Annotated in this window: 30 protein-coding genes; 17 read left to right on the top strand and 13 right to left on the bottom strand. The window is 68.9% G+C overall.

The genetic code is table 11. The annotated features are described in order from the left end of the window. Window positions 1-8 precede the first annotated feature (8 nt). Both AB0F51_RS13695 and AB0F51_RS13690 read left to right on the top strand, forming a co-directional pair. Window positions 9-185, top strand: a complete 177-nt coding sequence (locus AB0F51_RS13695) for a hypothetical protein (RefSeq protein ID WP_360278863.1) — start codon at window positions 9-11, stop codon at window positions 183-185. A 49-nt stretch (window positions 186-234) separates the two neighbouring features. Continuing rightward, window positions 235-807, top strand: coding sequence for a hypothetical protein (locus AB0F51_RS13690; RefSeq protein ID WP_360278860.1), 573 nt, complete (start codon window positions 235-237; stop codon window positions 805-807). 40 nt (window positions 808-847) lie between these two features. On the opposite strand, the gene AB0F51_RS13685 is transcribed toward AB0F51_RS13690, so the two are convergent. Further along, window positions 848-1282: a TIGR03618 family F420-dependent PPOX class oxidoreductase gene (locus AB0F51_RS13685; RefSeq protein WP_360278856.1), complete on the bottom strand. Its 435-nt coding sequence runs from the start codon at window positions 1280-1282 to the stop codon at window positions 848-850. Window positions 1283-1353: 71 nt separating this feature from the next. Here AB0F51_RS13685 and AB0F51_RS13680 point away from each other — a divergent pair, with 71 nt between their 5' ends. Next, the gene (locus tag AB0F51_RS13680; protein ID WP_360278854.1) at window positions 1354-1740 is read left to right on the top strand and encodes a helix-turn-helix domain-containing protein; all 387 of its coding nucleotides are present in this window, start codon (window positions 1354-1356) and stop codon (window positions 1738-1740) included. Window positions 1741-1750: 10 nt separating this feature from the next. Then, the gene (locus AB0F51_RS13675; protein WP_360278851.1) at window positions 1751-2653 is read left to right on the top strand and encodes a TIGR03560 family F420-dependent LLM class oxidoreductase; all 903 of its coding nucleotides are present in this window, start codon (window positions 1751-1753) and stop codon (window positions 2651-2653) included. Here AB0F51_RS13675 and AB0F51_RS13670 read toward each other — a convergent pair. From AB0F51_RS13670 to AB0F51_RS13660, 3 genes are all read right to left on the bottom strand, one after another. Continuing rightward, on the bottom strand, window positions 2650-3411 hold the full coding sequence (locus tag AB0F51_RS13670) for an endonuclease/exonuclease/phosphatase family protein (protein WP_360278848.1): 762 nt from the start codon (window positions 3409-3411) through the stop codon (window positions 2650-2652). The genes AB0F51_RS13675 and AB0F51_RS13670 overlap by 4 nt on opposite strands. Then, the gene (trpS, locus tag AB0F51_RS13665; RefSeq protein WP_360278845.1) at window positions 3408-4376 is read right to left on the bottom strand and encodes a tryptophan--tRNA ligase; all 969 of its coding nucleotides are present in this window, start codon (window positions 4374-4376) and stop codon (window positions 3408-3410) included. The genes AB0F51_RS13670 and trpS overlap by 4 nt, the downstream gene beginning before the upstream one ends. A 203-nt stretch (window positions 4377-4579) precedes the next feature. Next, complete coding sequence (locus AB0F51_RS13660; protein ID WP_360278842.1) at window positions 4580-4969, bottom strand: PPOX class F420-dependent oxidoreductase; 390 nt, start codon at window positions 4967-4969, stop codon at window positions 4580-4582. A 67-nt stretch (window positions 4970-5036) separates the two neighbouring features. Between AB0F51_RS13660 and AB0F51_RS13655 the strand changes: the two genes are divergently transcribed. Together AB0F51_RS13655 and AB0F51_RS13650 are read left to right on the top strand one after the other, a co-directional pair. Next, window positions 5037-6212, top strand: coding sequence for an acetoin utilization protein AcuC (locus tag AB0F51_RS13655; RefSeq protein WP_360278839.1), 1176 nt, complete (start codon window positions 5037-5039; stop codon window positions 6210-6212). A 147-nt stretch (window positions 6213-6359) separates the two neighbouring features. After that, on the top strand, window positions 6360-6578 hold the full coding sequence (locus AB0F51_RS13650; protein ID WP_360278836.1) for a helix-turn-helix domain-containing protein: 219 nt from the start codon (window positions 6360-6362) through the stop codon (window positions 6576-6578). Between the two features lie 77 nt (window positions 6579-6655). Here the strand turns inward: AB0F51_RS13650 and AB0F51_RS13645 are convergent, their stop codons facing one another. Beyond that, complete coding sequence (locus tag AB0F51_RS13645; protein ID WP_360278833.1) at window positions 6656-7180, bottom strand: MarR family transcriptional regulator; 525 nt, start codon at window positions 7178-7180, stop codon at window positions 6656-6658. A 64-nt stretch (window positions 7181-7244) separates the two neighbouring features. On the opposite strand from AB0F51_RS13645, the gene AB0F51_RS13640 reads away from it, so the two are divergent. After that, entirely contained in the window at window positions 7245-8498 is a 1254-nt protein-coding gene (locus AB0F51_RS13640; RefSeq protein ID WP_360278830.1) for an amidohydrolase family protein, read from the top strand. Between the two features lie 125 nt (window positions 8499-8623). On the opposite strand, the gene metG is transcribed toward AB0F51_RS13640, so the two are convergent. Beyond that, a complete protein-coding gene (metG, locus tag AB0F51_RS13635; protein WP_360278827.1) occupies window positions 8624-10108 on the bottom strand; it encodes a methionine--tRNA ligase in 1485 nt (494 codons plus the stop codon). Window positions 10109-10368: 260 nt separating this feature from the next. On the opposite strand from metG, the gene dnaN reads away from it, so the two are divergent. After that, a complete protein-coding gene (dnaN, locus tag AB0F51_RS13630) occupies window positions 10369-11526 on the top strand; it encodes a DNA polymerase III subunit beta (RefSeq protein ID WP_360278824.1) in 1158 nt (385 codons plus the stop codon). 3 nt (window positions 11527-11529) lie between these two features. On the opposite strand, the gene crcB (AB0F51_RS13625) is transcribed toward dnaN, so the two are convergent. The 4 genes from crcB (AB0F51_RS13625) to AB0F51_RS13610 form a co-directional block, all read right to left on the bottom strand. Next, complete coding sequence (gene crcB / locus AB0F51_RS13625; RefSeq protein WP_360278822.1) at window positions 11530-11904, bottom strand: fluoride efflux transporter CrcB; 375 nt, start codon at window positions 11902-11904, stop codon at window positions 11530-11532. Next, window positions 11901-12398 carry a fluoride efflux transporter CrcB gene (gene crcB, locus AB0F51_RS13620; RefSeq protein ID WP_360278819.1) on the bottom strand — a complete coding sequence of 166 codons (498 nt, stop codon included), beginning with the start codon at window positions 12396-12398 and terminating at the stop codon, window positions 11901-11903. The genes crcB (AB0F51_RS13625) and crcB (AB0F51_RS13620) overlap by 4 nt, the downstream gene beginning before the upstream one ends. Before the next feature lie 88 nt (window positions 12399-12486). Continuing rightward, entirely contained in the window at window positions 12487-12969 is a 483-nt protein-coding gene (locus tag AB0F51_RS13615) for a GNAT family protein (RefSeq protein WP_360278816.1), read from the bottom strand. 1 nt (window position 12970) lies between these two features. Further along, window positions 12971-13630 carry a class I SAM-dependent methyltransferase gene (locus AB0F51_RS13610; RefSeq protein WP_360278813.1) on the bottom strand — a complete coding sequence of 220 codons (660 nt, stop codon included), beginning with the start codon at window positions 13628-13630 and terminating at the stop codon, window positions 12971-12973. A gap of 188 nt (window positions 13631-13818) precedes the next feature. Between AB0F51_RS13610 and AB0F51_RS13605 the strand changes: the two genes are divergently transcribed. The 3 genes from AB0F51_RS13605 to AB0F51_RS13595 all read left to right on the top strand — a co-directional run bounded on the left by AB0F51_RS13605 (window position 13819) and on the right by AB0F51_RS13595 (window position 16406). Continuing rightward, window positions 13819-13920: an AURKAIP1/COX24 domain-containing protein gene (locus AB0F51_RS13605; RefSeq protein ID WP_008356322.1), complete on the top strand. Its 102-nt coding sequence runs from the start codon at window positions 13819-13821 to the stop codon at window positions 13918-13920. 64 nt (window positions 13921-13984) lie between these two features. Beyond that, window positions 13985-14992, top strand: a complete 1008-nt coding sequence (locus AB0F51_RS13600; RefSeq protein ID WP_360278810.1) for an NAD-dependent epimerase/dehydratase family protein — start codon at window positions 13985-13987, stop codon at window positions 14990-14992. A 238-nt stretch (window positions 14993-15230) separates the two neighbouring features. Beyond that, window positions 15231-16406 (top strand): lysophospholipid acyltransferase family protein, encoded by a 1176-nt coding sequence (locus AB0F51_RS13595; protein ID WP_360278807.1) that lies wholly within the window; start codon window positions 15231-15233, stop codon window positions 16404-16406. Window positions 16407-16637: 231 nt separating this feature from the next. Here AB0F51_RS13595 and AB0F51_RS13590 read toward each other — a convergent pair whose 3' ends face one another. The 3 genes from AB0F51_RS13590 to AB0F51_RS13580 all read right to left on the bottom strand — a co-directional run bounded on the left by AB0F51_RS13590 (window position 16638) and on the right by AB0F51_RS13580 (window position 19438). Beyond that, complete coding sequence (locus AB0F51_RS13590) at window positions 16638-17759, bottom strand: DUF5667 domain-containing protein (protein ID WP_360278805.1); 1122 nt, start codon at window positions 17757-17759, stop codon at window positions 16638-16640. Between the two features lie 208 nt (window positions 17760-17967). Further along, window positions 17968-18510 carry a sigma-70 family RNA polymerase sigma factor gene (locus tag AB0F51_RS13585; RefSeq protein ID WP_020388025.1) on the bottom strand — a complete coding sequence of 181 codons (543 nt, stop codon included), beginning with the start codon at window positions 18508-18510 and terminating at the stop codon, window positions 17968-17970. Between the two features lie 43 nt (window positions 18511-18553). Next, entirely contained in the window at window positions 18554-19438 is an 885-nt protein-coding gene (locus AB0F51_RS13580; RefSeq protein ID WP_360278803.1) for an HAD-IB family hydrolase, read from the bottom strand. 36 nt (window positions 19439-19474) lie between these two features. Between AB0F51_RS13580 and AB0F51_RS13575 the strand changes: the two genes are divergently transcribed. The 6 genes from AB0F51_RS13575 (at window position 19475) to AB0F51_RS13550 (ending at window position 26044) form a co-directional block, all read left to right on the top strand. Then, entirely contained in the window at window positions 19475-20923 is a 1449-nt protein-coding gene (locus AB0F51_RS13575; protein ID WP_360278800.1) for an AMP-binding protein, read from the top strand. Between the two features lie 8 nt (window positions 20924-20931). Next, window positions 20932-21171, top strand: coding sequence for a glutaredoxin family protein (locus AB0F51_RS13570; RefSeq protein ID WP_360278797.1), 240 nt, complete (start codon window positions 20932-20934; stop codon window positions 21169-21171). A gap of 172 nt (window positions 21172-21343) precedes the next feature. Next, window positions 21344-22102, top strand: coding sequence for a redox-sensing transcriptional repressor Rex (locus AB0F51_RS13565; RefSeq protein WP_360278794.1), 759 nt, complete (start codon window positions 21344-21346; stop codon window positions 22100-22102). Further along, entirely contained in the window at window positions 22099-23415 is a 1317-nt protein-coding gene (locus AB0F51_RS13560; RefSeq protein ID WP_360278792.1) for a glutamyl-tRNA reductase, read from the top strand. The genes AB0F51_RS13565 and AB0F51_RS13560 overlap by 4 nt, the downstream gene beginning before the upstream one ends. Further along, entirely contained in the window at window positions 23412-24293 is an 882-nt protein-coding gene (hemC, locus tag AB0F51_RS13555; protein ID WP_360278790.1) for a hydroxymethylbilane synthase, read from the top strand. The genes AB0F51_RS13560 and hemC overlap by 4 nt, the downstream gene beginning before the upstream one ends. Before the next feature lie 86 nt (window positions 24294-24379). Next, on the top strand, window positions 24380-26044 hold the full coding sequence (locus AB0F51_RS13550; RefSeq protein WP_360278788.1) for a uroporphyrinogen-III synthase: 1665 nt from the start codon (window positions 24380-24382) through the stop codon (window positions 26042-26044). The last annotated feature ends 1 nt before the right edge of the window (window position 26045 follow it).

The raw sequence follows: 26045 nt of genomic DNA, 5'->3' as shown, positions 1-26045 counted from the left end.
AGTTCAGCGTGAAGAATGGTGGGCCGTCGGCTGAGCAGGTGGCGGGGGTGGTGGAGCGGCTGCGGGGTTATAGCACCTCGGCGTTGACCAGTTACCGGGTGTCGTTATCCTGGGGTGCCGCGGTCTTCCTGCCGGCGGCCGCGGCGGTCGTCGCTGCGACGGCCTGGGCCTTGTTCAAGGGATAAGTCGATGTCGGGTCAGCTGCTTGGGGCTGATGGGTCTAACGTCTCGCCCATGGGAAATCGTTCGGGTGGCACCGACGACGCTGCCGCACGCCCTGACGCTCAGCCCTCCGGCGAGGCGCTGCCCTGGCGGGTGCCGCTGGATCCGGCGCCGTGGTGGGCGTGGGCCCTCTTCGTCGTCCCGTTCCTCGCCGTACCGGCGCTGAACTCGTGGTTGTGGATGGGCGCCCGGGACTTTCTCGCGGTCGGCCTGTTCACCCTGATCGGGGCCTCGGTCGTCCGGGTCGCCGGTGGGGTCGTGCTGTACCGCGTCGAGATCACCGAGACCGCGCTGAAGGCCCGGACCAGCCTGCTCGTCCGCAGCCTCGCCTGGCAGGACGTCGACGAGATCGAGATCGTCGACGACGCGGTCGTGCTGACCAGCGGCAAGGACGAGAACGAGATCAACGGCATCGCGACCGGCCAGGCCGCCCACGCCGCCGCGGTCATGCAGGCCGCGCGCGAAGCCGCCGGCGCCCGCCCGGTACGCCGGTCCCGCCCGCGTCCCGGCATCGGTGTCGTCTTCGTGCTGTCCTATCTCGTCCTCGCCGTCGGCGCCTTCCTCATCCGCTGGCAACTCGTCTAAGCCCGCAACTCGGCTGACCCGCGCCGCCGGGGCAACTCGTCTAACCCCGCGCCGCCCACGGCCCTTCGCCGGTGATCTTCTCCGGGGTGATCCGCGCGATCACCGCGGTTTCGGAGTACCGGTTCTCGAACGGGTAGTCCTTGCCGAGGTACCGCTGCGCCTGCTTGTCCATCAGCGCCGTCCACTCCTCGCCGATGTCCGGCCCGATCACCTCGGCGCGCCCACGGATCACCAGGTACTGCGAAAGTCCGCGCCGGCTCGGCTGGTCGTCCTCGATGACGAGCGTCACCCGGGGATCGCGGCGCAGGTTGCCCGCTTTGCGCTGGTAGCCCTCCATCCCGATCAGTACCTGGTCGCCGTCGCGCTCGGCCCAGACCAGCGACGCCTGCGGGGAACCGTCGGCATCCACGGTGACCAGGACAACGTGGTTGTCGGTCTCGAACAGCCGGTGGGTGCTCTGCGGCAGGGGAATCACGGTTAGTCCTTTCTCGCGGTTTCGTCCGACGGTAGACAGCGCAACGGGAACCCCTGGGTACCCTTGGCGCCGTGGACGGGATCGGTGGCGGTGACGTTTTCCTGGCGGACTGCCCGGCGCGACTGGCGGTCGAGGTGATCGCCGACAAGTGGTCCGTCGTGGTGCTCTGGGGACTCAGCGAAGGGCCCCGGCGGCACGGCGAGTTGGTCACGTTGATCGGCGGGATCTCGAAGAAGGTCCTCACCCAGACGTTGCGCCGCCTGCAGCTCAACGGCCTCGTGACCCGCACCGATTACGGCGGCGTACCGCCCAGGGTCGACTACGAGCTGACCGAGCTCGGCGCCAGCCTGATGGAGCCGATCCGGATGCTGACCAGCTGGGCCGCCATGAACGGCGAGGCTGTGCTCGCCGCCCAGGAAAGCGCAGAAAGCACGGAGTCAGCCCAGGAGAGTGCCTAAGCTCGGGGGCATGGACTTTTCCCTGTGGCCGAGCACGGCCCGGACCTGGCAGGAAGTACTCGAAGGCGCGGAGTACGCGGAGAGGACCGGCTGGTACGGCGTCTGGGTGGCCGACCACTTCATGGTGAACGGCGACGACCTGTCGCTTCCGTTGAACGAGTGTCTCGCGCTGCTGGGCGGTCTCGCCGTCCGTACTGAGCGGGTGCGGATCGGTTCGATGGTGCTCGGCAACACCTACCGGCATCCGGCCGTGGTGGCGAACCAGGCGGCGACGCTCGACCAGATGAGCGGCGGCCGGTTCGTGCTCGGGATCGGCGCCGGCTGGCAGGTCAACGAGCACCAGGTCTACGGCATCGAGTTACCGCCGGTGAAGGAGCTGCTGGCCAGGTTCGAAGAGGCCTGCCAGGTGTTCACCGGGTTGCTGACCCAGGAGCGGACCACCTTCGACGGCAAGTACTACCAACTCAGCAACGCGCCGCTGGAGCCCAAGCCGGCCAAGCTGCCGATCCTGATCGGCGCCTCCGGTGAAAAGGTTGCCTTGGGCATCGTTGCGAAGTACGCGGACGAATGGAACCACTGGGGGCTGCCCGAGGTCGCCGAGCACAAGGGCAACGTCTTCCGCGAGCACTGTGAGCGGATCGGCCGCGACCCGTGGACCGTGCGCCGCTCGACCCAGGCGATCATCGAGATCCTGGTTCCGGGTGACACCGAGGCCGAGGAGCGGCGCGACCGGCGGATGGCCGCCGGTCAGCCGACGATCATGGGCTCCGCGGAGTACGTGCTCGACACGGTCGCGCGTTATCCGGCGGCCGGGATCGACGAGTTCCTGGTCCCAGATGGCTTCCTGGGTAGCGGTTCGCGTCGCTTCGACGCGTTGGAGCGCCTCCGCGAAGAGGTCTTCAACAAGCTCTAAACAGCGAGCTGCAGTGTCGCAACAACCGGCCAGTGGTCGCTCGGCAGGCGACCGCCGGGCCGGTCGTGCGACACCTCGGCGTCCACTACCTTCCAGCCCTTGCCGATCAGGATGTGGTCGATGCGTTCCTGGTCGGTCGCGCCGGTGAAGTCGTGAAAGGTGCCACCCGCCTCCGCCGGTACTGCGTCCCGCCACCCAGCATCGAGCAACGCCTTCAACGGCGCCGATCCCGGCTCGACGTTCAGGTCGCCCACTAGGACCCAATGCCGATCGGGCTCGCCGGCCGTCCAGCGGTCGAGCAACTTGGACGACTCCACCCGAGCGACCTCGCCCAGGTGGTCGTAGTGCGTGTTCGCGATCCCGGCCAGCGCGCCGCCCTCATGCCTCAACCGAACCAACGTGGCAATCCGAGTCAGCGACGCATCCCACCCGACCGACCCAGGCGTCGCCGGTTCATCGGACAGCCAACGCGTCTCGTGCGACTCCACCCGCCAGTCGCCCCGCCGGACCATCACCACCGAGTGCTCACCGCCAGCGCGGCCGTCGTCCCGTCCCGCACCGACGATCTCGTACTGCGGGAACGTCTCGCGCAGGTACTCCAACTGGTCGGGCAGCACCTCCTGCAGCCCGACCACATCGGCCGCAAGCCCCTCGATCGCGCCCGCGGCCGCCTCGCGACGCAGTACCCACGAGTCGTCGCCGTCCGGCGCCGAGGAGTTGCGGATGTTGAACGTCGCCAGGCGCAGAAGCAAGCTCACACCGACGATCCTGCCAAACCCATCGCGCGAGTCGCCGCCCGGAGTCGTGGCGCGCTGGCCTCGATCGCCCGATCGCGACCTTCGGCCAGCACAGCGTCGAGCCCGGCCGGGTCGGACGCGAGTCGCGCGTACTCCTTCTGCAGTGGCTCGATCACCGCCAGCACGGCATCAGCCACATCCGTCTTCAAGGCCCCGTACGTCGAGTAGCTCTTCGCCAGCTCGACCGGATCGCCGTCGGTGCAGGCAGCCAGGATCTCCAGCAGATTGGTGACGCCAGGTTTCGCCGCCTCGTCGTGGCGCACCTCGCCGTCGGAGTCGGTCACCGCGCGCATGATCTGCCGGCGGATCACGTCCGGCGGGTCCAGCAGCCGGATCGTGCCGACCGCGTTGTCCTCGTCGGACTTGCTCATCTTCGCCGTCGGGTTCTGCAGGTCCTTGATCCGCATCGCCAGCGCGGCCTTCTGCAGTTGCGGGACGACGAATGTCTCGCCGTACTCCCGGTTGAACCGGATCGCGATGTCGCGGGCCAGTTCGACGTGCTGGTCCTGGTCACCGCCGACCGGGACGCGGTCCGTGCCGTAGAGCAGGATGTCGGCCGCCATCAGGCACGGATAGGTGAACAGCGACGCCCGGGTCATCGGTCTGCCCCGGCCCTTCTCCTTGTACTGGATCATCCGCGACAGCTCCCCGACGTACGAGGTGCACTCGAGCAGGTACGCGAGTTGCGCGTGAGCCGGGACGTCGGACTGGACGAACACCGTGCCCGGTGGAAGTCCGGCCGCGAGCATCAACGTGGCCATCTCGCGGGTCAGCGCGGCCAGCCGCTTGGGGTCGTGCTTGGTGGTCATCGCGTGCTGGTTCGCGACGAAGTAGAAACCGTCCGGGTCGGTGAACCGCCGCAGCGCGCCGAGGTGGTTGCCGAGGGTGAGCCGGCCGGACGGGGTGATACCGGAGAGCGAGGTCATGAGGTTCCTTGTCGATCGGGCCTCACCGACCGACGGGCAAACAAAAAGGCCGCCTCGGCGAGGCGGCCTTTTGGATGCGTGTGAACGCCGGGGGTCCGCCTAAGCGGCCCACCACTGCTGCAAGGTCTGCGTGTTCACCCCAAAACCATAGCCCGTACTACGACCCGCCCGCCACTCCCGCCGGTGCCGGCGGCCGGAGCCGGTCAGGACGCCACGTTGCGGCGGCTGGACCCCTCGAAGCCCCAGCTGAGGATGCGCTCGGGGTGGATCCGGATGATCTCGCGGCTGAAACCGGGCATCGGCGGAGTCACGTCCGAGATGGCCTCGGCCCGGCCGCGGATCTCGATCCCGCGGACCTGCCAGCCGTGCTCGGTGGACAGGTCGTCGATGACCAGCGACACCTGGGGATCGGCCTGCACGTTGTGGAACTTCCGGCTCGCGCCCATGCCGTGGCCGCCGATGTCGATGTGGTCGTCGGCGACGAAGTACCCGACCGGGTTGTTCTGGACGGTCCCGTCCGGGACCTTCGTCGCCAGCCGTCCCAGCTTCTGGCCGCGCAGGTAGTCCAGCTCGCCGCTACTGAAGATGCTCATCCGGTCACCCTGCAACCTGAACAGGGGTTGAGGTCAAGGCCGGGGCTCGCGGGCTAAGGTCAGGGGCATGAGCGGTGAGGCGATGCTGGTGTTCGACGAGGGTCTGACGGCGTACGACTTCGGTCACGGGCACCCGATGAGTCCGGTCCGGGTGGACCTGACCATCCGGCTGGCGCGCGCGTTCGGCGTACTGGATCAGCTGAAGGTGGTGCCCGCGCCGGTGGCCGACGACGCCCTGCTGCGGACCGTGCACACCGCCGAGTACATCGAGGCCGTGAAGCGGGCCGGTGAGGATCCTGATCAGCCCGATACCGAGCACGGACTCGGCACTGACGACACGTATTGCTTCCCGCGGATGCACGAGGCGTCGGCGCATGTGGTGGGTGCGTCGGTCGAGGCCGCCCGGGCCGTCTGGGAGGGCGACGTACTGCACGCCGCCAACATCTCCGGCGGGCTGCACCACGCGATGCCGGCGATGGCCAGCGGCTTCTGTGTCTACAACGACCCGGCCGTGGCGATCCAGTGGCTGCTCGACCACGGCGCCGAGCGAGTCGCGTACGTCGACGTGGACGTGCACCACGGCGACGGCGTACAGGCGGTGTTCTACAACGATCCCCGAGTGCTGACCGTGAGCGTGCACGAGTCGCCGACGACGCTGTTCCCGGGGACCGGTTCGGCCGGGGAGACCGGCGGACCGGGAGCGGAAGGTACTGCGGTCAACATCCCGCTGCCGCCTGGCACCGGGGATGCGGGCTGGCTGCGGGCGTTCCACGCGATCGTGCCGGACGTGCTCAAGGCGTTCCGGCCGTCCGTGCTCGTCACCCAACACGGGTGTGATTCCCATGTGGACGATCCGCTGGCCCACCTGACCAAGACGGTCGACGGGCAGCGTGCGGCGTACCTGGCCCTGCACGACCTCGCGCACGAGCTCTGTGACGGCAAATGGGTCGCGACCGGTGGCGGTGGGTACGCGATCATCGACGTCGTGCCGCGGGCCTGGACGCATCTGCTCGCGATCGTGGCCGGCCAGCCGATCGACCCCGAGGCGGCGGTGCCCGAGTCCTGGCGCCAGGACGTGCAGATCCTCTACGGGCGGCTCGCCCCGTCGCGGATGACGGATGGCCGCGCTCCGGCGTACTCCGACTGGTCGACCGGCTACAACCCTGAAACCTGGCTCGATCGCTCGATCAAGGCGACCCGGGACATCAGCTTCCCGCTGCTCGGAATCGACCCGACGTACTGATTCCGGACTGAATTCACGCTGACCATCCAGTCACACCAGACACCCTCTTTCCCATTCGCACCAACAGCCACTAGGCTCGGTGCATGCACGGGCGGAGGTGCCGGAGGGGAAGCCGGCGCACGACTCGTGCTGGAAGTGCGGTGCGTTATGGCATCAAAGAAGTCCGGTGGTGGTGATTCGCCGCTCGCCGAGGTGAAGTTCCTGACCGTGGCGGAGGTCGCCACGGCCATGCGCGTGTCCAAGATGACGGTGTACCGCCTGGTGCACTCCGGAGAGCTGCCCGCGGTGCGGGTGGGTCGGTCGTTCCGGGTCTCCGAGGACGCCGTGCACGACTACCTCAAAGGCGCGTTTTACCAGGCCGGGTAACCACGAGAAGCGAGGGCGGCCGGAAACCCCGCGAGGGACCGGCCGCTTCGCCTTGCCTTCTGGCCGACCGAGGGCGACTAGCTTCTGATCTCGGTACGCCGGGCGCGCGCGGCCGGCCGGTTCTCGGCGAAGAGCGGCCGCAGCGCCTCTGCCGCTGTCCGCACTGCCTCCGCCGGCACGTCGGCCCACATCTCGTCGTGCGCCGCCGAACTCGCCTGGACAGCCTGCTCCGCCGCTTCGACGCCCTTCGTGGTCAGCCGGATCTGCGTCCCCCGGCCGTCCTCCGGGTCGGGCTCACGCACCACCAGTTCGCGATTGACCAGCTGGTTGACCACGTTGCTGGTGCCTCCTGACGACAGCATCAGGCTGCGACTCAGATCCGTCGGCTTCATCCGGTACGGCGCTCCGGAACGTCGCAGCGTGACCAGGACGTCGAACTCGGCGGTGGTCAGCCCGAGCTCGCGCAGGACCCGGCGGGTCACCTCGTTCAGGTCGCCGGCCAGCAGCATCACCCGCTTGGTGAGCTCCGACGTCGGGTAGAGCACGCCGGGCAGTTCCTGCCGCCAGGACTCGATCAGCTGGTCGACCCGGTCCTCGCTCATGGTTGACAGTCTATGTCTCTTTGATGATAGCTTTCTAAAAAGCTTTCTAGTGAGGAGACTTCTCGTGAGCCGTTTGCTGCTGCGGGGTGGGCTGGTCATCGACACCGAGCCGGGTGTCGTCGTGCACCGCGATACCGACGTACTGATCGAGGACGGCAGGATCGCTGCCGTCGGGCCGGGTCTGGCTGTCACGGATGCCGAGGTGATCGACGCGAGTGACCGGATCGTGCTGCCCGGGTTCGTGGATACCCATCGGCACCTGTGGGAGACGGCACTGCGGGGGATCGCGGTCGACGTGGACCTGGGCTGGTACCTGGAACACGTGCTCGGCGGGTACGGACCGCGGTACCGGCCGGAAGATATTGCTGCGAGCAACCTTGCTGGCGCGCTGGAGTGCCTCGATGCGGGGATCACGACCGTGCAGGACTACTCGCATGCGCAGTACAGCATCGAGCACACGGATGCGGCCCTCGATGCGCTGACGTCGAGTGGGATCCGGGCAGTCTTCGGGTACGGTCCGTCGCCGATGCTCGGCACGCCGGTCGATCCGGCCGGGATGCGGCACGCGCTGGACCGGACGACCGGGCTGGTCACGGCCGCCGTTGCCGCGATCGGGCCGTCGTACGTGCCGATCGACGTCGTACGCGCCGACTGGGCGCTGGCGGCCGAGCTGGACCTGCCGATCGTCGTCCACATCAGCAGCGGGCCGGTGGCTAGCCATCCGCTGCAACTCCTGCGGGACGAGGGCTTGCAGCGGCCGAACGTGCTCTTCGTGCACGGGAACAGCCTGCCCGACTCCGAGCTGAAGCTGATCGCGGACAACGGCGCGGCCGTCGCCATCACGCCGGCGGTCGAAGCGCGGATGGGGATCGGCGCCCCGATGGCCGGCCGGTTGAAGGCGGCTGGGGTGACCACCGGGCTCGGTATCGACGTGGTGACCACCGCGCCGGGCGACATGTTCAGCGCGATGCGCGAGCTGCTTGCCCTCGGCCACAAAACACTGACGGCGGCCGAGGTACTCAGGATCGCCACCCTGGAAGGCGCGCGGGCCCTCGGGATGGCTGATCAAATCGGGTCACTGCGGCCCGGCAAACAGGCCGACATCACCCTGGTCCGAGCCTCCGACCTCAACCTGATCGGCGGCCTTCACGACCCGATCGGCACCATCGTCACCGCAGCCCACCCCGGCAACGTCGACACCGTCCTGGTAGCCGGCAACCCCGTCAAACGCAACGGCCGCCTGCTCCACAACGATCTGGAGACGACATTCACCGCAGTCCGCAACACCGTCAACCACCTGCACGCCCCCTCCGCTTGAGGCGCTGTCTAGGAGAGCTTCGTGTGGAGGGCCGCGGCGTCGGGGTGGTTGAGGGCGTCGAGGATGGTGGCGGCTTGTAGGGCAGCGAGCAGGACCCGCGGCCGATCGGCTGCCCGGCAGGACTGTCAGGTGAGTCTCGGGAACAGGGGAGTGGCGGGCGGGAGCTTGCCTTCGACTGGAGTGCACTGCGCGGTGATGCGTGCGGCGGCGCTCGGGAGGAAGGGGGACAGCTCGGTGGCGAGTTGCAGGCAAGCGTGGTGCAGGTTGCCCAGAACTGTGTGGAGCAAGGGATCCTGCGACCTGGCGAGCTGCCATGGTGTGGTGGTCTCGATGTAGCGGTTGGCGGACTCGACGATCTCCCAGAGCGCGTGGGCTGCCTGGCGGAAGTCGTAGTTGGCCAGGGCTTCGTCGATGCGGGCGGGCGCATTGCTGACGGCGTACTGGAGTTCTCCGGCTTGCGGGTCGGGCACGGTGGCGGCGGGGACGCGGCCGTCGCAGTACCGGTGGATGAGTGAGACGACCCGGTTGACCAGGTTGCCGAGGCCGCCGGCGAGGTCGGCGTTGCTGCGGGCGATCAGGCGCTCGCGGGTGAAGTCGGCGTCGCCGATCCTCGGTACGTCGCGGAGCAGCCACCAGCGGACGGCGTCCGTGCCCACCTCGGCGACGAGCTCGGCCGGATCGATCGTCGTACCGGCGGACTTGCTGATCTTGCGGCCGTCAACAGTGAGGTAATCGTGAACCAGAATCTCGGTCGGCAACGCCAGACCGGCCGAGAGCAACGTCGCCGGCCAGTAGACCGCATGGAAGCGGACAACTCCCTTGCCCAGCAGGTGAATCCGACGATCTGACTCCTGCCACCAGTGCTCGAGATCGGGACTGTCGGTGCCATACCCGAGACTGGAGACATAGTTGCCTAGGGCATCCCACCAGACATAGACGACCTGGTCGGGATCGCCAGGCACCGGGATTCCCCACCCACGCGCCCGCCGCTGCGACCGCGAGACCGAGAAGTCGTGCAGCCCACCCTCGATCAGCGCCAGTACTTCGTTGCGCCGGCTGGCCGGTTCGATCCGGATCCGGCCGCTGGTGATCAGTTCGCGCAGTGGTTCGGCGTACCGGGAGAGGCGGAAGAACCAGTTCTCCTCGGCGACCAGTTGCGGTTCGGTGCCATGGTCGGGACAGCGGCCGTCGGCGAGGTCCTCAGGTTGGTAGAACTGCTCGCAACCCACGCAGTACAAGCCTTCGTAGTGCTTGAGATAGAGGTCGCCGGCCGCGGCGCAGCGTTGCCACAGTTGCTCGACGCCGGTGCGGTGACGTGGGTCGCTGCTCGTTCTGATGAAGTCGTCGAAGGACAGGTCGAGGGGTGTGCGCAGGCCCTCGAAGGCGGCGGCGTTGCGGTCGACCAGTTGCTGGACGGGGATGCCTTCCGCCTCCGCTGCCAGGACGTTCTTGAGGGAGTTCTCGTCCGTGCCGGTGAGGAAACGGACCTCGTCACCGCGGTGCCGGCGATGCCGGGCGAGGACGTCGGCCTGGACGAGTTCGAGAGCGAAGCCCAGGTGCGGGCGCGCGTTGACGAACGGGATGGTGGTGGTCACGTAGGTGCGGGTCATGGGTCTCTCCTGTGCTGAAAGGGAGAGCCGGGACGCCGCCCGGTGAACGCGAACGAGGCCCCGACTCGGGGCCTCGGATCGAAGATGCGTCCGTCGTTGCTACCCCGGCTGGCGGGGCATCATCTGCTGCGACGGGAAGTGGTTCATACCTTCAGGCTACCTGAAGCTTTCGGCCCGCTGGTAGCTGTTTTGCAGCCCGCGGAAACTGTCGGTGGCGGGTGGTTGAGTGGAGCCCAGTGAGGAAGCTGGGAGGGGTTGGCATGAAGGTACGGGTGGAGCGGGATCTGCTGGTGGAATCGGTGGCCTGGGTGGGGCGAAGTCTGCCCAGCCGGCCGAGTGTGCCGATTCTGGCGGGGTTGCTGATGGAGGCATCGGAGGGGCAGCTGACGCTGTCCGGCTTCGACTACGAGACGTCGCACCGGGTGACGCTGCCGGCCCAGGTGGCCGATCCGGGGACTTGCCTGGTCTCCGGCCGGCTGGTCGCGGACATCGTGAAGAGCCTGCCGCACCAGGCGATCGACTTCCACGTCGACGGGGCGAAGGTCCTGCTGGTGTGCGGCACCTCACGATTCACGCTGCAGACGCTGCCGGTGGGGGAGTATCCGGCGCTGCCCGAGCAGCCACCGGCCAGCGGGGTGATCCGCAGTGAGGTGTTCGCTCAAGCGGTCTCACAGGTCGCTGCTTCGGCGAGCCGGGACGACACGATGCCGGTGTTCACCGGGGTGCAGGTGGAGATCCAGGGATCGACCATCACGCTGCTCGCCACCGACCGGTACCGGCTTGCCGTCCGCGAGCTGGAGTGGGAGCCGAACGATCCGGAGCTGACCGCCACGACGCTGATCCCTGCCCGGGCGCTGTCCGAGACGGCCAAGGCGATGAGCGGGTCGACCCTCACGCTGTCGCTCGATCAGGACGCCGCCGGGGGCGACGGACTGGCCGGGTTCGCGGGCGAGGTCTCCGGGGGCGAGCGATGGACGACGACTCGGTTGCTGGACGGCAGCTTCCCCAAGGTGCGCAACCTGATGCCGGATCCTGCGGCGATCCAGACTCGGGTGCGGGTCCCGACCGCCACGCTCGTCGAGGCGGTCAAACGCGTCGCGCTGGTCGCTGAGCGGAACGCACCGGTCCGGATCACGTTCACCGCGGAGGGCGCGACCCTCGATGCGGGCAGCGGCGAAGAGGCGCAAGCCTCCGAGGAGATCGAGACCCAACTCACCGGTGAGCCCGTGACGGTCGGCTTCAACCCGACGTACCTGCTGGACGGCCTGCACGCGATCGGTACGCCGGTGGCGCAGCTCGCCTTCACCCAGCCGACCAAGCCGGCCGAGTTGACGGGCACGACTGAGCTGGTCGCGTCCGATGACGAGCCGCTGACCGACTTCCGTTACATCTTGATGCCGGTGCGGCTGCACGGGTGAGGATCAGGTCCAGATGGCTTGGCTGACCGCCACGCCCAGCGTCGCGGCGCCGACGGCGGCGAGGATGCTGGCGGTGACGTTCGCCAGGGCGGTGAGCTTGGCGTTCTGTTCGTACAGGCGCAGGGTCTCGTAGGAGAACGTGGAGTAGGTGGTGAGCGCGCCGCAGAAGCCGGTGCCGATGAGGAGCTGGACCCAGTGCGGCGCGTCGCCGGCCAGAGTGGCGCCGGTGACGAAGCCGAGGATGACGGAGCCGATCACGTTGACAGCGAACGTGCCCCACGGGAACGCGCTGTCGTGACGCGCCTGCACAGCCCGATCGGTCAGATAGCGCAACGGAGCCCCGGCAACAGCACCCGCGATCACCAACAGAAGCTTCATCGGCCGCTCCTGCTGGAGTTTCTGCTTCTGCGGACTAGGGCTCGGATTGCGCGGGTGGCTGCCAGGACGGCGGCGATCGCGCCGACGACCGTGATCAGTAAATAGCTCAGCGCGGTGAGCGGCTGCCCGTCAGCGATCAGTTGCTGGATGTCGACGGCGTACGTCGAGAACGTGGTGAAGCCGCCCAGGATTCCAGTACCGGCGAATGGCCGGATCAGCCGATGCGCAACCCACACCTCGGAGACCAGCACCATCAGCACCCCGATCAGCGCACACCCGGTCACGTTGATCACGACCGTGGCCCAGGGCAACGATCCGGACGGCGCCGGCCAGGCCTGGCCGATCAGATACCGCGCAGACGCCCCGATGGCGCCGCCGAGCGCGATGACAGCAAGCACAGCTCCCTCACCCTGCCTTGCGGGCGCGGTGACAACGGGGTGGCGCAGATCGACATCGGAGTCGACCGGCTCCCGCGGCGACGGATCGCTGTGCACAACCACCTCCAGAGCTACTGACCCGCACAATATGCCCGCCGTACCGGCTTCCGCGCGACCGACTCCGGAGATCGTCGCTGAGAGAGTTCTACAAGGTGAGGACCCAGTCGTTGCAGCGCATCCAGTGTCCCTTGGGGTACTCGAAGTCTCTCGTCTCGACGAAGGTGAACCCGGCCTTGCGGCACAGCGCGTTCGAGGCTGCATTGTCCTCGCCGGGATAGGCATGCAGCGTGCGATGCGTTCCCACCGCCGCGGCCGCCTTCGCGACCTCGGCGAGTGCCGCCGCCGCGATCCCCTTGCCCTGATGCTCCGGCAGCACCGCCCAGCCGGTCTCCCAGACCGTCTCGCCGGCCTCCTCGTGCTCCCAGAAGCCCATCGACCCAGCTGTCTCGCCTTCGTCCGTCTCGATCACGTACATCTGGCCGACGAACTCGTTGGCGGCGTACCGCTTCTGTCTCACCGCGAGCTGCTCCGCGGTCTCGGGGCCGCCGAGGTACGCGGTCATCTCGGGGGTGTTGCAGCGCTCCAGGAGCCAGAAGTCGTCGGCCGACCAAGGCCTGAGGTGGACCACGTCAATTCCTCCGGGCCTTGAGGGCGAGGGTGTGGGGGACGGGCATGCCGTCTGGCTCCTCGACGTGTTCCAGCGTGAGCTCGGGGCGGAGGAACGCGTTGAGGAGCTCCGACAGCGTGAGATGACGCATGCCGACCCGGCTGCGGATACCGTCATCGGCCCAGTACGGCGCCGCCTCGTGCCAGCCAGGAGTCCGGTACGACGGGTGGACCAGCCGGGTGCCGTCCTCGTTCCACTCGACATGAGGCCCGTTGAAAGCGGGGTGGACGCCGTAGCAGACCAGCAGCCCGTCAGGACGCAGTACGCGGACAGCCTCGCCCAAGGCGCCGGGGAAGTCGTCGAGGTCGGTGGAGATCCACATCGCGATCACTGTGTCGAACGAGGCGTCGGCGAAGGGGAGCGCGGCGGCGTCCGCCTCGATCAGCGGGCCGTCGGTCCTGGTCCGGGCCAGCCGGAGCTGGTCGGACGAGCGATCGACGCCGATCACCGTGCGGCCACTGTCGCGAATGGTGTCGAAGTTGCGCCCGGTCCCGCAGCCGAGGTCGAGACACGGGCCCGAACCGGGGCCGAGCAGCTCCGGCAGACCGGGTTGGTGGCGAGGTGCGCCGACCACGAAGCGGGCGTCGTACCAATCGGCCAGTCCGTTGTAGCGAGCGGTCATCGAGGCCTCCCCAGTCGACGGAAAACCAGCCTAGCCAAGGCCTCCGACAGTGCCCGGGGCCCGCCGGTTCGCGCTGGAATCAGGCTGGGACCGCGCCCGGAATGCGCTCGGTACCGCCTCACTTAGGTCAGGGAGGTGACCAACAGGTAGGCTTTGCCGACGCTCTCTTTAAGTTTGGAAGGTCCACTGTGGGTTCCGTTATCAAGAAGCGCCGTAAGCGTATGGCGAAGAAGAAGCACCGCAAGCTGCTGAAGAAGACGCGGGTGCAGCGCCGCAAGCTCGGCAAGTAGCAGTTCCCGCCGTCCTGTTCTGCAGGGCGGCGTCGACGGAGTTGCTGTCTGGCTGGGGGTACTCGTGGCACAGGTAGTGATGGTTACCGGCGTCTCCCGGGACGCCGGTGCTCGTTGTGCCCGCCGCCTGGCAGCCGATCCCGGAATAGACACCGTGATCGGCATCGATGTGGTGCCGCCAAGGGCCGAACTCGGCCGGGTCCGGTTCGTCCGGGCGGACATCCGCAACCCCGTCATCGCGAAGGTGATCGCCGGTGAGGACGTCGACACGGTCGTCCACACGGGCGTCGTGGCGACCCCTGGCAGCGCCGGGGGACGGTCGTCGATGAAGGAAATCAACGTCATCGGCACCATGCAACTGCTCGCCGCGTGCCAGAAGGCGCCTGGCGTCCGCAAGCTGGTGGTCAAGTCCTCGACCACCGTGTACGGCGCGGGGCCGCGCGACCCGGCGATGTTCACCGAGGAGATGGCCCCGAGAGCGATCCACCAGACCGGGTTGAGCAAGGACGCGGTCGAGGTCGAGGGCTACGTCCGTGGGTTCGCCCGGCGGCGCCCCGACGTCTGCGTCACCACGCTGCGGATGGCCAACTGGATCGGCCCACGCACCGACTCCCCGATCACCCGGTACTTCGCCATGCCGGTGGTGCCGACCGTGCTCGGTTTCGACGCCCGGCTGCAGTTCCTGCACGAGAGCGATGGTGTCGAGGCGATCCACCACGCGACCGTGACCGAACTACCCGGCACCTTCAACCTGGCCGGCGACGGCGTGCTCCTGCTCTCCCAAGCGATCCGCCGCCTCGGCAAGCCCGCTCTCCGGATGCCCTCCTTCACAGCGTCCAGTACGGCGGCAGTGGTTCGCCGGGCGCGACTGGCTGACTTCTCGCCGGACCAGATCACCTTCCTGACCTACGGGCGCGTGGTGGACACCACCCGGATGCGGACCGAGTTCGGGTTCGAGCCGGAGTACACCAGCGCCGCCGCCTTCGACGACTTCCGCGCCACGATCGGCACCGGAGCCGTCACCCAGGCCTCGCGCCTGCTCACCGCCGGACTGGGGGCCTTGCGTGGCTGACGCCGACATCATCCCGATCGGCTCAGGCGGCCGCCCGGGCCGAGGCAGCGGTCGCCGCACCACTCCGTCAGCCGCGGCTCGCGCCTTGGCCGGGCCCAAGAACCGCTCGACTGGCTCCGCGGCGGGTGATGGTGCTGGGGCTGGCGATGCGAAGAGCACTGGCAAGGGGAGAGCCGGCGAGGGGTCCGGCAAGCCTCGTGCGGGGAAGACGAAGCGGGCCGCGGGGTCTGGCGATGGTGTGGGTAGGTCTTCGCGGGGGCGGGCTCCCAGGCCGGTTGAGGCTGAAGATGGCGCGGCGACTGGGTCGACGGAGCAGGAGAGTCACGAGTTCACCGGGCCGGTCGGCGTACCGGACGCGGGCGGGCTAAGCGGCGTACCGGATGGCGGCGGGTTGGGCGGCGTACCGGGTGACGGTGGGTTGAGCGGTGTACCGGGTGACGGTGGGTTGGGCGGCGTACCGGATGCGGGCGGGGTGAGCGGCGTGCCGGGGGCTGAGGGGGCTTCTGGGGTTGAGGTTGGCGAGGACGGGGCGGGGCGGGACTTTGCCGCGTTTGAGAAGGTTGTGCGGGAGACGCTCGGGGCTGACGGGGAGCGGAAGGTTGCCGAGCTGCTGGCGTTTCTGCGCCGGCGGCTGACGGGGGACTACGAGGTCGACGAGTTCGGCTACGACGCGGACCTCACCGACCAGGTGTTCCTGTCGGCGCTGCGGCCGCTCGCGGAGAAGTGGTTCCGGGTCGAGGTGCGCGGGATCGAGAACATCCCCGACACCGGCAGCGCGCTGATCGTCGCGAACCACTCCGGCACGATGCCGATCGACGGGCTGATCACCCAGCTGGTCGTCGCCGACCACACGAACCGGCCGCTGCGCACGCTCGCGGCGGACCTGGTGTTCAAGACGCCGTTCGTCGGCGAGATGGCCCGCAAGGGTGGCGCGACGCTGGCGAGCAACGACGACGCCGAGCGGCTGCTCCGCCAGGGGAACCTGGTCGGTGTCTGGCCGGAGGGGTTCAAGGGGCTGGGGAAGCCGTTCAGCGAGCGGTACAAGCTGCAGCGGTTCGGCCGGGGCGGATTCGTCAGCGCGGCCATGCGGACCGGCGTACCGATCGTGCCGTGCTCGATCGTCGGCGCCGAGGAGATCTACCCCCTGGTCGGCAACCTCGCGTCGCTGGCCCGGCTGGTCGGCGTCCCGTACATCCCCGTCACCCCGTTCTTCCCGTGGCTGGGCCCGCTCGGCATGATCCCGCTGCCGTCGAAGTGGCTGATCGAGTTCGGCGAACCGATCCGCACCGACGACTTCCCCGAAGGCGCCGCCGACGACCCGATGCTGGTCTTCAACGTCACCGACCAGGTCCGCGAAACCATCCAGCAAACCCTCTACACCCTCCTCATGCAACGCCGCAGCGTCTTCTTCTGAACCCCATCGCCCGGCGCCGCGCGGGTGCTGAGTGTGCCGACCGACAGGATGTCCCGGCGCCGGCGACCGTCCGAGACGCAACCCCAGGCGGGCACCCAGCAGAAGACAGCCGAACACCTCCTGTCGCTCGGGACAGTCACGCCCACGCGCGTACGACGTCGTGTGTGATCTGGGAAAGCGAAGAGCCCAGCTCCTGGGGGAGGCGGGCTCTTCGGGGTGTTGGGGGAAGGGTTACTTCCAGGGTGGGAGGAGGGTTTGGATTACGCCTGGGATGTTGATGGTGGGGAGGGGCAGGCTGACGGTCGGGAAGGGCCAGGGCCAGCTCGGGGTGCCGGGGGTTGGCAGGGACGGGACTACTGGGCCCGGTCCTGACGGTGTTGTGGTCGGCTTGCTCGAGGGGGCCGGTGGCGTCTTCAGGTCGGTCGGCTTGTTGGTCGGCTTCTCGACGATGGTGGTGTCCACCGGCTTGGTCGGCACCGGGGTGGGGGCCGTCGTCGCGCCCGGATCGGCCGGCTTGCCCGAGGGCACCTTGGTCGGCTTCGAGGTCGGCTCCGTTTCCGCCTTGATCGGCGAGGTCGGCTCCGTCCCCGGGTTGATCGCCGGTGGTGGCCCCGCGTTCTTGGCCGGCTTCGGCTTCTCGCACTTCGGGCAGGCCGCGCTCGCCCGCTGCGCCAGCTCCTCGAGCGAGGACAACGCCTCGACCGCGGGCTTGAGCGACTCGGGCGGCAGCTTGGGTGCGAGCTCACCGATGGCCTGGCGGGCGCTGGTGATGAACGCGGTGACTGCCGTGATCGCAGCCGGGTCACCGGTCTGCTGGTACGACGCGACGAGCCGGGTGATCCCCTGGCGCGACTGCGCGGTGAAATCGGCCAGCGTGCCGTTGATGGTGGCCACGTCGCCACCGTTCTTCACCAGTTCGCGGATCTCGGACAACCGGGTCTGGGCGTGCTCGAGATCGCGTCGGCCCCGGGAGTCGTCCCCGACGCTGACGTTGGTAGAGACGTTCTCGATGCTGCGCTTCATCCCGTACAGCGCGTCACCGGGCATCGCCTGCTGAGCGGCGGCGGCAGAACCGATGCCACCTCCGAGCAGAACCAGCGCGGCGGTACTGGCCACCAGCCGGATACGCCGGCCGTGACGATGGCGGATATCTGTCACGGACGCGTCGTCGTCCTCGCGCGGAGGCGGATCGTCCGAGAAATCCGGAGGGCTGGGTACCACGGTCGGAGTCGTGGTCGCGGCGCGTGCCGCGGCCTGCTCGAGGAGGCGGTGCCTCAGCTCGGCATTGAACTCCGGTCGCGGTGTCACTGCGCCGGCGGTCCTCAGCCGTCCGACCAGTTCCACAGCTTCCATCAGCTCAGGGTCATCGCTCAGTCGCGAAGAGTGACGGGGCCCGTGATCGACGGCGTGCGCGAAGGTCTCCGCGCGCGCTCGAGCCCTGTGTAGGTCACTCATGAGTTCTCGTTCTCCTCAATGGCCAATCGGGGTCACCGAAAGGTCCTCACCAGGCAAACGAGGAATATCCCTGACGGGTTACGAAAGACATTCGTTGTCATCCTCCTCACCTCAAGTCCTTGGGGATAACCTTCGCCAAGTGCCGGACGGCCCTCAGTTGCAGTTGCTTGACGGCGCCCTCGGATTTCTCCAGCGCCTTGGCCGTCTCGGCGATCGACAGACCGGCGAAGAACCGCATCGTCAGGCAGTCGCGCTGCTCCTCGGGCAGCGCCGCCACGGCGTCTCGCAGTACTTCGGCGGTGGCGGCGGCCAGTACGTCGACCTCCGGGCCCTCGGTCTGCCGGTCGTGCGTCTCGATCTCGTCGGTGACCACCTCGAGCCGGACCCGGCCCGACTTGTAGTGGTCGGTGATCAGGTTCCGGGCGATCGTCACCAGCCAGGCGCCGAAGTCCCGGCCCTGCCAGCGGAACGAGTCCAGCGCCCGCAGCGCCCGGACGAACGTCTCGCTGGTGAGGTCCTCCGCGAGTGCCGATGACGACACCCGGGCGTAGATGTAGCGATACACGGTCAGCGAGTACTCGTCGTACAGCTCGCCGAACGCACCGACGTCCCCTGCCTGGGCGCGATCGACGAGCTCTGCGCGTCTCATCCCGTCCGGGCTTGGCTCCGGCGTCGTCAAGTTCTCTCCCCGTTCAACTGACACGTCTACGTCTGACACTGCCGCGAATGGCCACAGCGGCTGAGACAGCACCGAGCGTTACGCCTGAAGCACCCGCTGTCAACAGCGCGCGGCGTGCCGCTTTCCTTCCGGTCCGGTAATCCCGCACCGGCCAGCCGGCCACTTCGGCGTGCCGGCGAAGCTTCGCGTCGGGGTTGATCGCGCAGGGGTGGCCCACCAACTCGAGCATCGGCAGATCGTTGACCGAGTCCGAGTAGGCCGCACAATCGGCCAGGTGAAGCCCCTCGTGCGCCGCCAGCGCGCGGACCGCCTCCGCCTTCGCCGGGCCGTGAAGAATATCTCCCACCAGAGCGCCTGTATAGATCCCGTCCCGCGATTCTGCAATCGTTCCCAGCGCACCGGTCAGGCCGAGCCGGCGGGCCAGCAGCCGGGCGACCTCGACCGGCGCGGCGGTCACCAGCCAGACCCGCTCGCCGGCGTCCAGGTGCGACTGGGCGAACGCCTTGGTGCCCGGCCAGACCTTGTCCGCGATCAGTTCGTCGAAGATCTCCTCGACCAGGATCTGTACTTCGGACACCCGGTGCCCGGCGATGAACGCGAGCGCCGAGGAGCGCGCGTTGGCGACCGACTCCGGGGTCTCGCCCTGCAGCCGGAAGCGCAGCTGGTCGATCGCCTTGCGGGTGATCTCGGCGCTGGTGAAGAACTTGCGCCGGTACAGACCTCTGGCCAGGTGGTACACCGAAGCGCCGCGCAACATCGTGTTGTCCACGTCGAAGAACGCGGCGGCATGGGTCACCGGCGGTGTCTGCAGCGCCGCCTCGAGCTCGGCCGCGGCCGCACTGGCCTCACCGGCCAGCACCGACCGGGCGCGCAGATCACGCGTCGTTGGTCGAGTCACAGGATGACCCTAGCGGGGTCGTGACAGACTCGCCTGGTGAACTTCAACTTCGCGGATGTTCTTCGTGACACAGCGCAACGTCACGGCGAACGTCCGGCGCTGGTCGACGGGGACCGGCGGCTGACCTGGAGCCAGCTCGACGCGGCCGTGGACGCGGCTGCCCGCGGGTACTCGGCGGCAGGTCTGGTGCCGGGGTACCGGGTGGTGCTGCTGCTGGCGAACAGCATCGAGTTCGTCACCTCCTACCTGGGATGTCTTCGCGCCGGACTGGTCGCCGTGCCGCTGAACACCGGCCTCACCAAGCGCGAGATCAGTACCGTGATCGCGCACTCCGGAGCCCGTCTCGCGGTCGCCGACGGGGACCTGGCGGACAAGGTCGAGGGGATCAGAGTCGTCCGGGCGGGCGAGCTCAGTGGTCACGCTCCGCTTACGCCACAGACCGACCCGGAAGCGCTCGCCGTACTGCTTTACACCTCCGGGACGAGCGGTGAGCCGCGGGTCGCGATGCTCACCCACCGGGCCCTCGGCGCGAACGTGCGCAACCTGGCCGATCTCGGCGAGGACCGGATGGGGCCCGACGACGTCGTCCTGGGCGTGCTGCCGATGTTCCACGCGTTCGGGCTGAACGCGGTCCTCGGCTGGGCCGTCGCGACCGGGGCCCTGCTCGTCATCGAGCGCCGCTTCGACTCGACCGGCACCATCGACCTGGTACGCCGGTACGGCGTGACGCGGCTCCCACTCGCTCCACCGGCCCTCAACGCGTTCATCGCCCGGCCGGATCTCCAAGAGGCGCTGCAGACCGTCAAGGTCGTGCTGACCGGCGCCTCGACCCTGGATCGCGGGCTCGCGGACCGGTTCGAGCAGGCCAGCGGGCTGTTCGTGCACCAGGGCTACGGGTTGACCGAGGCCTCGCCCGGCGTCACCACCACCCTCGGCGAGCACGATCCCAAGCCTGGTTCCGTCGGCCGGCCGCTGCCCGGTGTCGAGGTGCGGATCGCCGACGAGCGCGGCGAGGACGTCGAGGGCGACGATCCCGGCGAGATCCTGGTCCGCGGCAAGAACCTGTTCTCCGGCTACTGGCCGGACGGCGTCGACGGGCCGGACGAGGACGGCTGGTACCGCACCGGCGACGTCGGGTTCCTGGACGCCGATGGTGACCTGTTCCTGGTCGACCGGCTCCGCGAGCTGATCATCGTGTCCGGCTTCAACGTCTTCCCGAGCGAGGTCGAGGAGGTCCTGGTCCAGGCTCCGGGTGTGCGCGAGGCGGCCGTGATCGGCGTACCGTCCGACGACACCGGTGAGGCGGTCAAGGCGTTCGTCGTACCGGCGACCGGGTCCGCGCCGGATCCCGCGGAGATTCGCGAGTACGCCGAGACGCGGCTCGCGCGCTTCAAGTGCCCGGTCGAGATCGAGGTGGTCGACCACCTGCCCCACTCGGTCACCGGCAAGGTCGCCAAGGGCCGGCTGCGGGAGGCGGACCGATGAGCGCCGGCGTGACTGAGCGGGTCACTCTCTACGGCAAACCGGGCTGTCATCTCTGCGACGACGCCCGGGTGATCGTGGCTCAGGTCTGCGCGGAACTAGGGGTCGGCTGGAACGAGATCGACATCACCCAGGACGAGAACCTGTTCAAGGAGTACGGCGAACAGATCCCGGTCACCTTCGTCGACGGCCGCCAGCACGATTTCTGGCGCGTCGACCCGGTCAGGCTCCGGAAGGCGCTGACCAGCTAGGCGGGGAGCCGGGCGGAGGGGCCTTGACAAGCCGGACCCGAACCGGTTCGCCGGTCAGTGCTCTGCGTCACGACGCCGTTCTCGATTTTGTTCTCACGTTCACAAGCTCCTAGAGTGGGGTAGTCGCCAGCCGTGAGGCGGTGACCCGCGAACCACCCTTTCCAGGAGAATTGTGACGCCTGCCCGCAGCCGTCGCCCCGGCGCGCCGACGAGAACCGACCGCGGCATTCCCGAGGCCACTGTCGCGCGCTTGCCGGTGTACCTGCGGGCCCTGACCGCCTTGTCGGACAGTGGCATCGCCACCGCGTCGAGCGAGGATCTGGCGACCGCGGCCGGCGTCAACTCGGCCAAGCTCCGCAAGGACCTGTCCTACCTCGGCTCCTACGGCACCCGCGGCGTCGGGTACGACGTGGAGTACCTGCGCTACCAGATCGCCCGCGAGATCGGCGTCACCCAGGACTGGGCCGTGGTCATCGTCGGGATCGGTAACCTGGGTCACGCGCTGGCCAACTACTCCGGTTTCGGCACCCGCGGTTTCCGGATCGTCGCCCTGCTCGACGCCGACCCGAAGCTGGTCGGCGAGCGGATCGGCGACATGGTCGTGCGCGACTTCGCCGAGCTGGAGGAGATCGTCGCCGCCGACCGGGTCTCGATCGGTGTGATCACCACGCCGGCCGGTCCGGCCCAGGAGGTCTGCGACCGGCTTGTATCAGCCGGCGTCACCAGCATCCTCAACTTCGCGCCGGTCGTGCTGTCGGTACCGGCCGGTGTGGACATCCGCAAGGTGGACCTCTCGATCGAGTTGCAGATCCTGGCGTACCACGAACAACGAAAGTCCGGAGAGGCGGCGCTGCCCGAGGTGCCCGAACTGCCAGCGATGAACGGTGTGGTCACTGATCTGCCCAGCGTGGGTGGAGGTGTCGGCGCGTGAGCTATTTGGTCGTCGGCATTTCGCACCGGTCCGCTGACATCTCCGTCCTGGAGCGGGTCGCGCTCGATCCGGACGCCGCGACCAAGCTGGCGCTGGCCGTGCAGCACACTCCGGCGGTCTCGGAGTCGGCCGTGCTGGCCACCTGCAACCGCACCGAGGTCTACGCGAACGTCGACCGCTTCCACGCCGGGATGGACGAGGTCACCGCGATCCTCGCCGACATCACCGGCGTACCGCTGCTGGATCTGGCCGAGCACCTCTACGTGCACTTCGAGGAGGGCGCGGTCGCGCACCTGTTCCAGGTCGCCGTCGGGCTCGACTCGATGATCGTCGGCGAGAGCCAGATCGTCGGCCAGGTGAAGGAGTCGCTGCGCGTCGGCCAGGACCTGGAGACGATCGGTACCGGCCTGAACGCCCTGTTCCAGCACGCTTTGCGGGTCGGCAAGCGGGCTCGCGCCGAGACCGGGATCGACTCGGCCGGCCGCTCGGTCGTCTCCGCCGGACTGGAAGCCGTCGGCGGGTTCGAAGGCCGCCGCGCGCTGGTCGTCGGGGCCGGCTCGATGGCATCTCTGGCCGCGCAAACCTTGCTGAACGGTGGCGCGGCGAGCGTGACGATCGCCAACCGCAACTACGAGCGGGCCGTCCTGCTGACGGACCGGGTCGGCGGTACTGCGATCAAGCTCGCCGACGTCCCGTCCGCGTTGCACGAGGCCGACCTGGTCGTCTCCTGCACCGGAGCGCGGGGCGTCGTACTGACCGAGGACATGATCCGGAGTGCGGCGGACGGCCGGCCGCTCGGCGTACTGGATGTCGCACTGCCCCGAGATGTCGATCCGGCCGCGGCCCGCATCGAGGGCGTCACGCTGGTGACCCTGGCCGATCTGGCCGGTACCGCGGGCGGCAGCGCGGACGACGTCGACGCCGTACGGCGAATCGTCGCCGAGGAGACCGGTGCCTTCGAGGCGACCCGGCGAGCCGCGTCCGTCACGCCGACCGTCGTCGCGCTGCGGGCAATGGCCAGCCAGCTTGTGGACGCCGAGCTGGCGAGGCTGGACCGCAAGCTGCCGGGCCTCGACGAGACCCAGCGCACCGAGGTGGCCCGGACGATCCGCCGGGTGGTCGACAAGGTGCTGCACACCCCGACCGTGCGGGTGAAGGAACTGGCCGCCGATCCGGGCGGACCGACGTACGCCGACGCGCTGCGCGAACTGTTCGCGCTCGACCCGGCCACCGTCGACGCGGTCACCGCGCCGAAGGCGCCCCAGGACACCACCGCCACAGCGGCGCAGACCAATGGAGGTGACCCCGCGTGATCCGGCTCGGTACCCGCAGGTCAGCGCTCGCGACAGCCCAGGCGAACCACGTCGCCGACCAGCTGCGCGCTCTCGGCCACGAGGTCGAACTCGTCTTGATCACCACCACCGGTGACACCAACCGGGCGCCGCTGGAGCAGATCGGCGGTACCGGCGTCTTCGTCAGCGCGCTCCGCGACGCCTTGCTGGCCGGCCAGATCGACATCGCGGTGCACTCGCTGAAGGACCTGCCGACCACGCCGGAGGCCGGGCTGACGCTCGGCGCGATCCCGCACCGCGAGGACCCGCGCGACGTACTGGTCGCCCGGGACGGCTTGAGCCTCGGTGAGCTGCAGACCGGAGCGCTGGTCGGGACCGGTTCGCCGCGCCGGGTGGCGCAGCTGGAAGCACTTGGGCTGGGCCTGGAAATGACCGGGATCCGCGGCAACGTGGACACCCGGATCGCGATGGTCACCGAGGGCAAATTGGACGCGGTGGTGCTCGCAAGGGCAGGGTTGGCCCGGTTGGGCCGGCTTTCGGAGGTCACCGAGACGCTGGATCCGATCCAGGTGCTGCCGGCACCGGGACAAGGTGCCCTGGGCATCGAGTGCCGCGCCGACGACGCCGCGGTACTGCAGGCTCTCGCCCCGCTGGAGGACCCCGCGGTCCGGGCGGCGGTGACGGCCGAACGGCAGATGCTGGCCACGCTCGAGGCAGGGTGCACGGCTCCGGTCGGCGCGCTCGCCGAGGTGGTCGAAGGTGAGGACGGGCCGGAGCTGTGGCTCCGGGGAGCGCTCGGCCAGGAGGGCGGCGTACGGCGGCTGTCGGCGAACGGGCCGGTGGACGACCCACGGGCTCTGGGGCGGGCACTCGCGAACGAGTTGCTGGAGCAGACATGACACCGGCACGGGGAACGACGCAGGCGAGTACGGATACGAGTACGAGTACGAAGACGAGCAGGACAAGGGCAAAGGCGACAGCAGACGTGAGCAGCGCGAAGACAGCGGCCACCAAGGCACCCCAGAAGGTGCCGGCGAAGATCGCAGCCAGCACCACGACCGTCAAGCAGACCAGACCGCTCGGGCACGTCACCTTCGTCGGCGTCGGCCCGGGTGACCCGTCGCTGCTGACGATCGCCGGCCGCGACGTGCTGGCGAACGCCGACGCGGTGGTGGTCGAGGGTCCGGAGCACGACGCGTTCCTCGGGTACTGCAAGCCGGGCGTCGAGGTCATCGACGGCTCCGGCGCCGAGGGCAGCCGGGCGCTGCGGGTCGCCGCCCGCGCGCGGCTGGTGGTGAAGACCGCCAAGGCCTCGGCGAACGTGGTCCGCCTGCTCACCGGCGACCCGTTCACGTTCTCCAGTGGAGCCGAGGAAGCCGCCGCCTGCCGCAAGGCCGGGATCAGCTTCAACGTGGTTCCCGGTGTCAGCGAGGTCAGCGCCGTACCGGCGTACGCGGGGATCCCGCTGACCATGAAGAGCGACCGTGAGGTCACGGTGCTCGACCTGGCCGAGTCCAAGCTCGACTTCAGCCGGGTGCACCCGAAGCAGACACTGGTGCTGTTGAACGCCGTCGACCTGCTCAAGGAGACGACCGCGGCGCTGCTCGAGGCCGGCTTCGACGCCGGTACGCCGGTCGCCGCGACCGTCGGCGGGACGACGACCTCGCAGGCCAGTGTGGTCGGCACGCTCGGCACCATCGTGGCCGACCTGCGCGCGGCCAAGCTGGTCGGCGAGGCGGTGATCGTGGTCGGCTCGGTGGTCGAGCAGCGCGAGTCGCTGTCCTGGTTCGAGACCAAGCCGCTGTTCGGCTGGCGGATCCTGGTGCCGCGCACCAAGGACCAGGCCGGCCCGCTGATGGACCGGCTGCGCCGCTACGGCGCGATGCCGGAAGAGGTCCCGACGATCTCCGTCGAGCCGCCGCGCAACCCGCAGCAGATGGACAAGGCCATCCGTGGCCTGGTCGAGGGCCGCTACGAGTGGGTCGCCTTCACCTCGGTGAACGCGGTCAAGGCGGTCCGGGAGAAGTTCGACGAGTACGGGCTGGACGCGCGGGCGTTCTCCGGGCTGAAGATCGCGGCGGTCGGCGAGAAGACCGCCGAGGCGATCGGCGCCTGGGGCATCCGGCCGGACCTGCTGCCCTCGGGTGAGCAGTCCGCCGCCGGGCTGGTCGAGGACTGGCCGCCGTTCGACGAGGTGCTCGACCCGATCAACCGGGTCTTCCTGCCCCGGGCGGACATCGCCACCGAGACACTGGTGGCGGGCCTGACCGATCTGGGCTGGGAGGTCGACGACGTCACGGCGTACCGGACCGTGCGGGCCGCCCCGCCGCCCGCGCCGACGCGGGAAGCGATCAAGTCGGGCAAGTTCGACGCGGTCGTGTTCACCTCGTCCTCGACCGTGCGCAACCTGGTCGGCATCGCCGGCAAGCCGCACGCGTCGACGGTGATCGCGGTGATCGGCCCGGCGACGCTCAAGACCGCCGAGGAGCACGGCCTGCGCGTGGACGCGATGGCCGAGTCCCCGTCGGCCGAGGAGTTGGCCGACGCACTTGCTCGCTTCGGTGCGGATCGGCGTGACACCATGCTGGAGGCCGGTGAACCGGTCACCCGTCCGTCCGAGCGCCGCTCGGGTTCTCGCAGGAAGAGCTAAC

Origin of the sequence: Kribbella sp. NPDC023855, from assembly GCF_040639475.1 — a bacterium.
In the GTDB taxonomy this organism is placed as follows: domain Bacteria; phylum Actinomycetota; class Actinomycetes; order Propionibacteriales; family Kribbellaceae; genus Kribbella.
The sequence above is the reverse complement of the archived record's forward strand: the minus strand, read 5'-3'. Positions and strand labels throughout refer to the sequence as shown.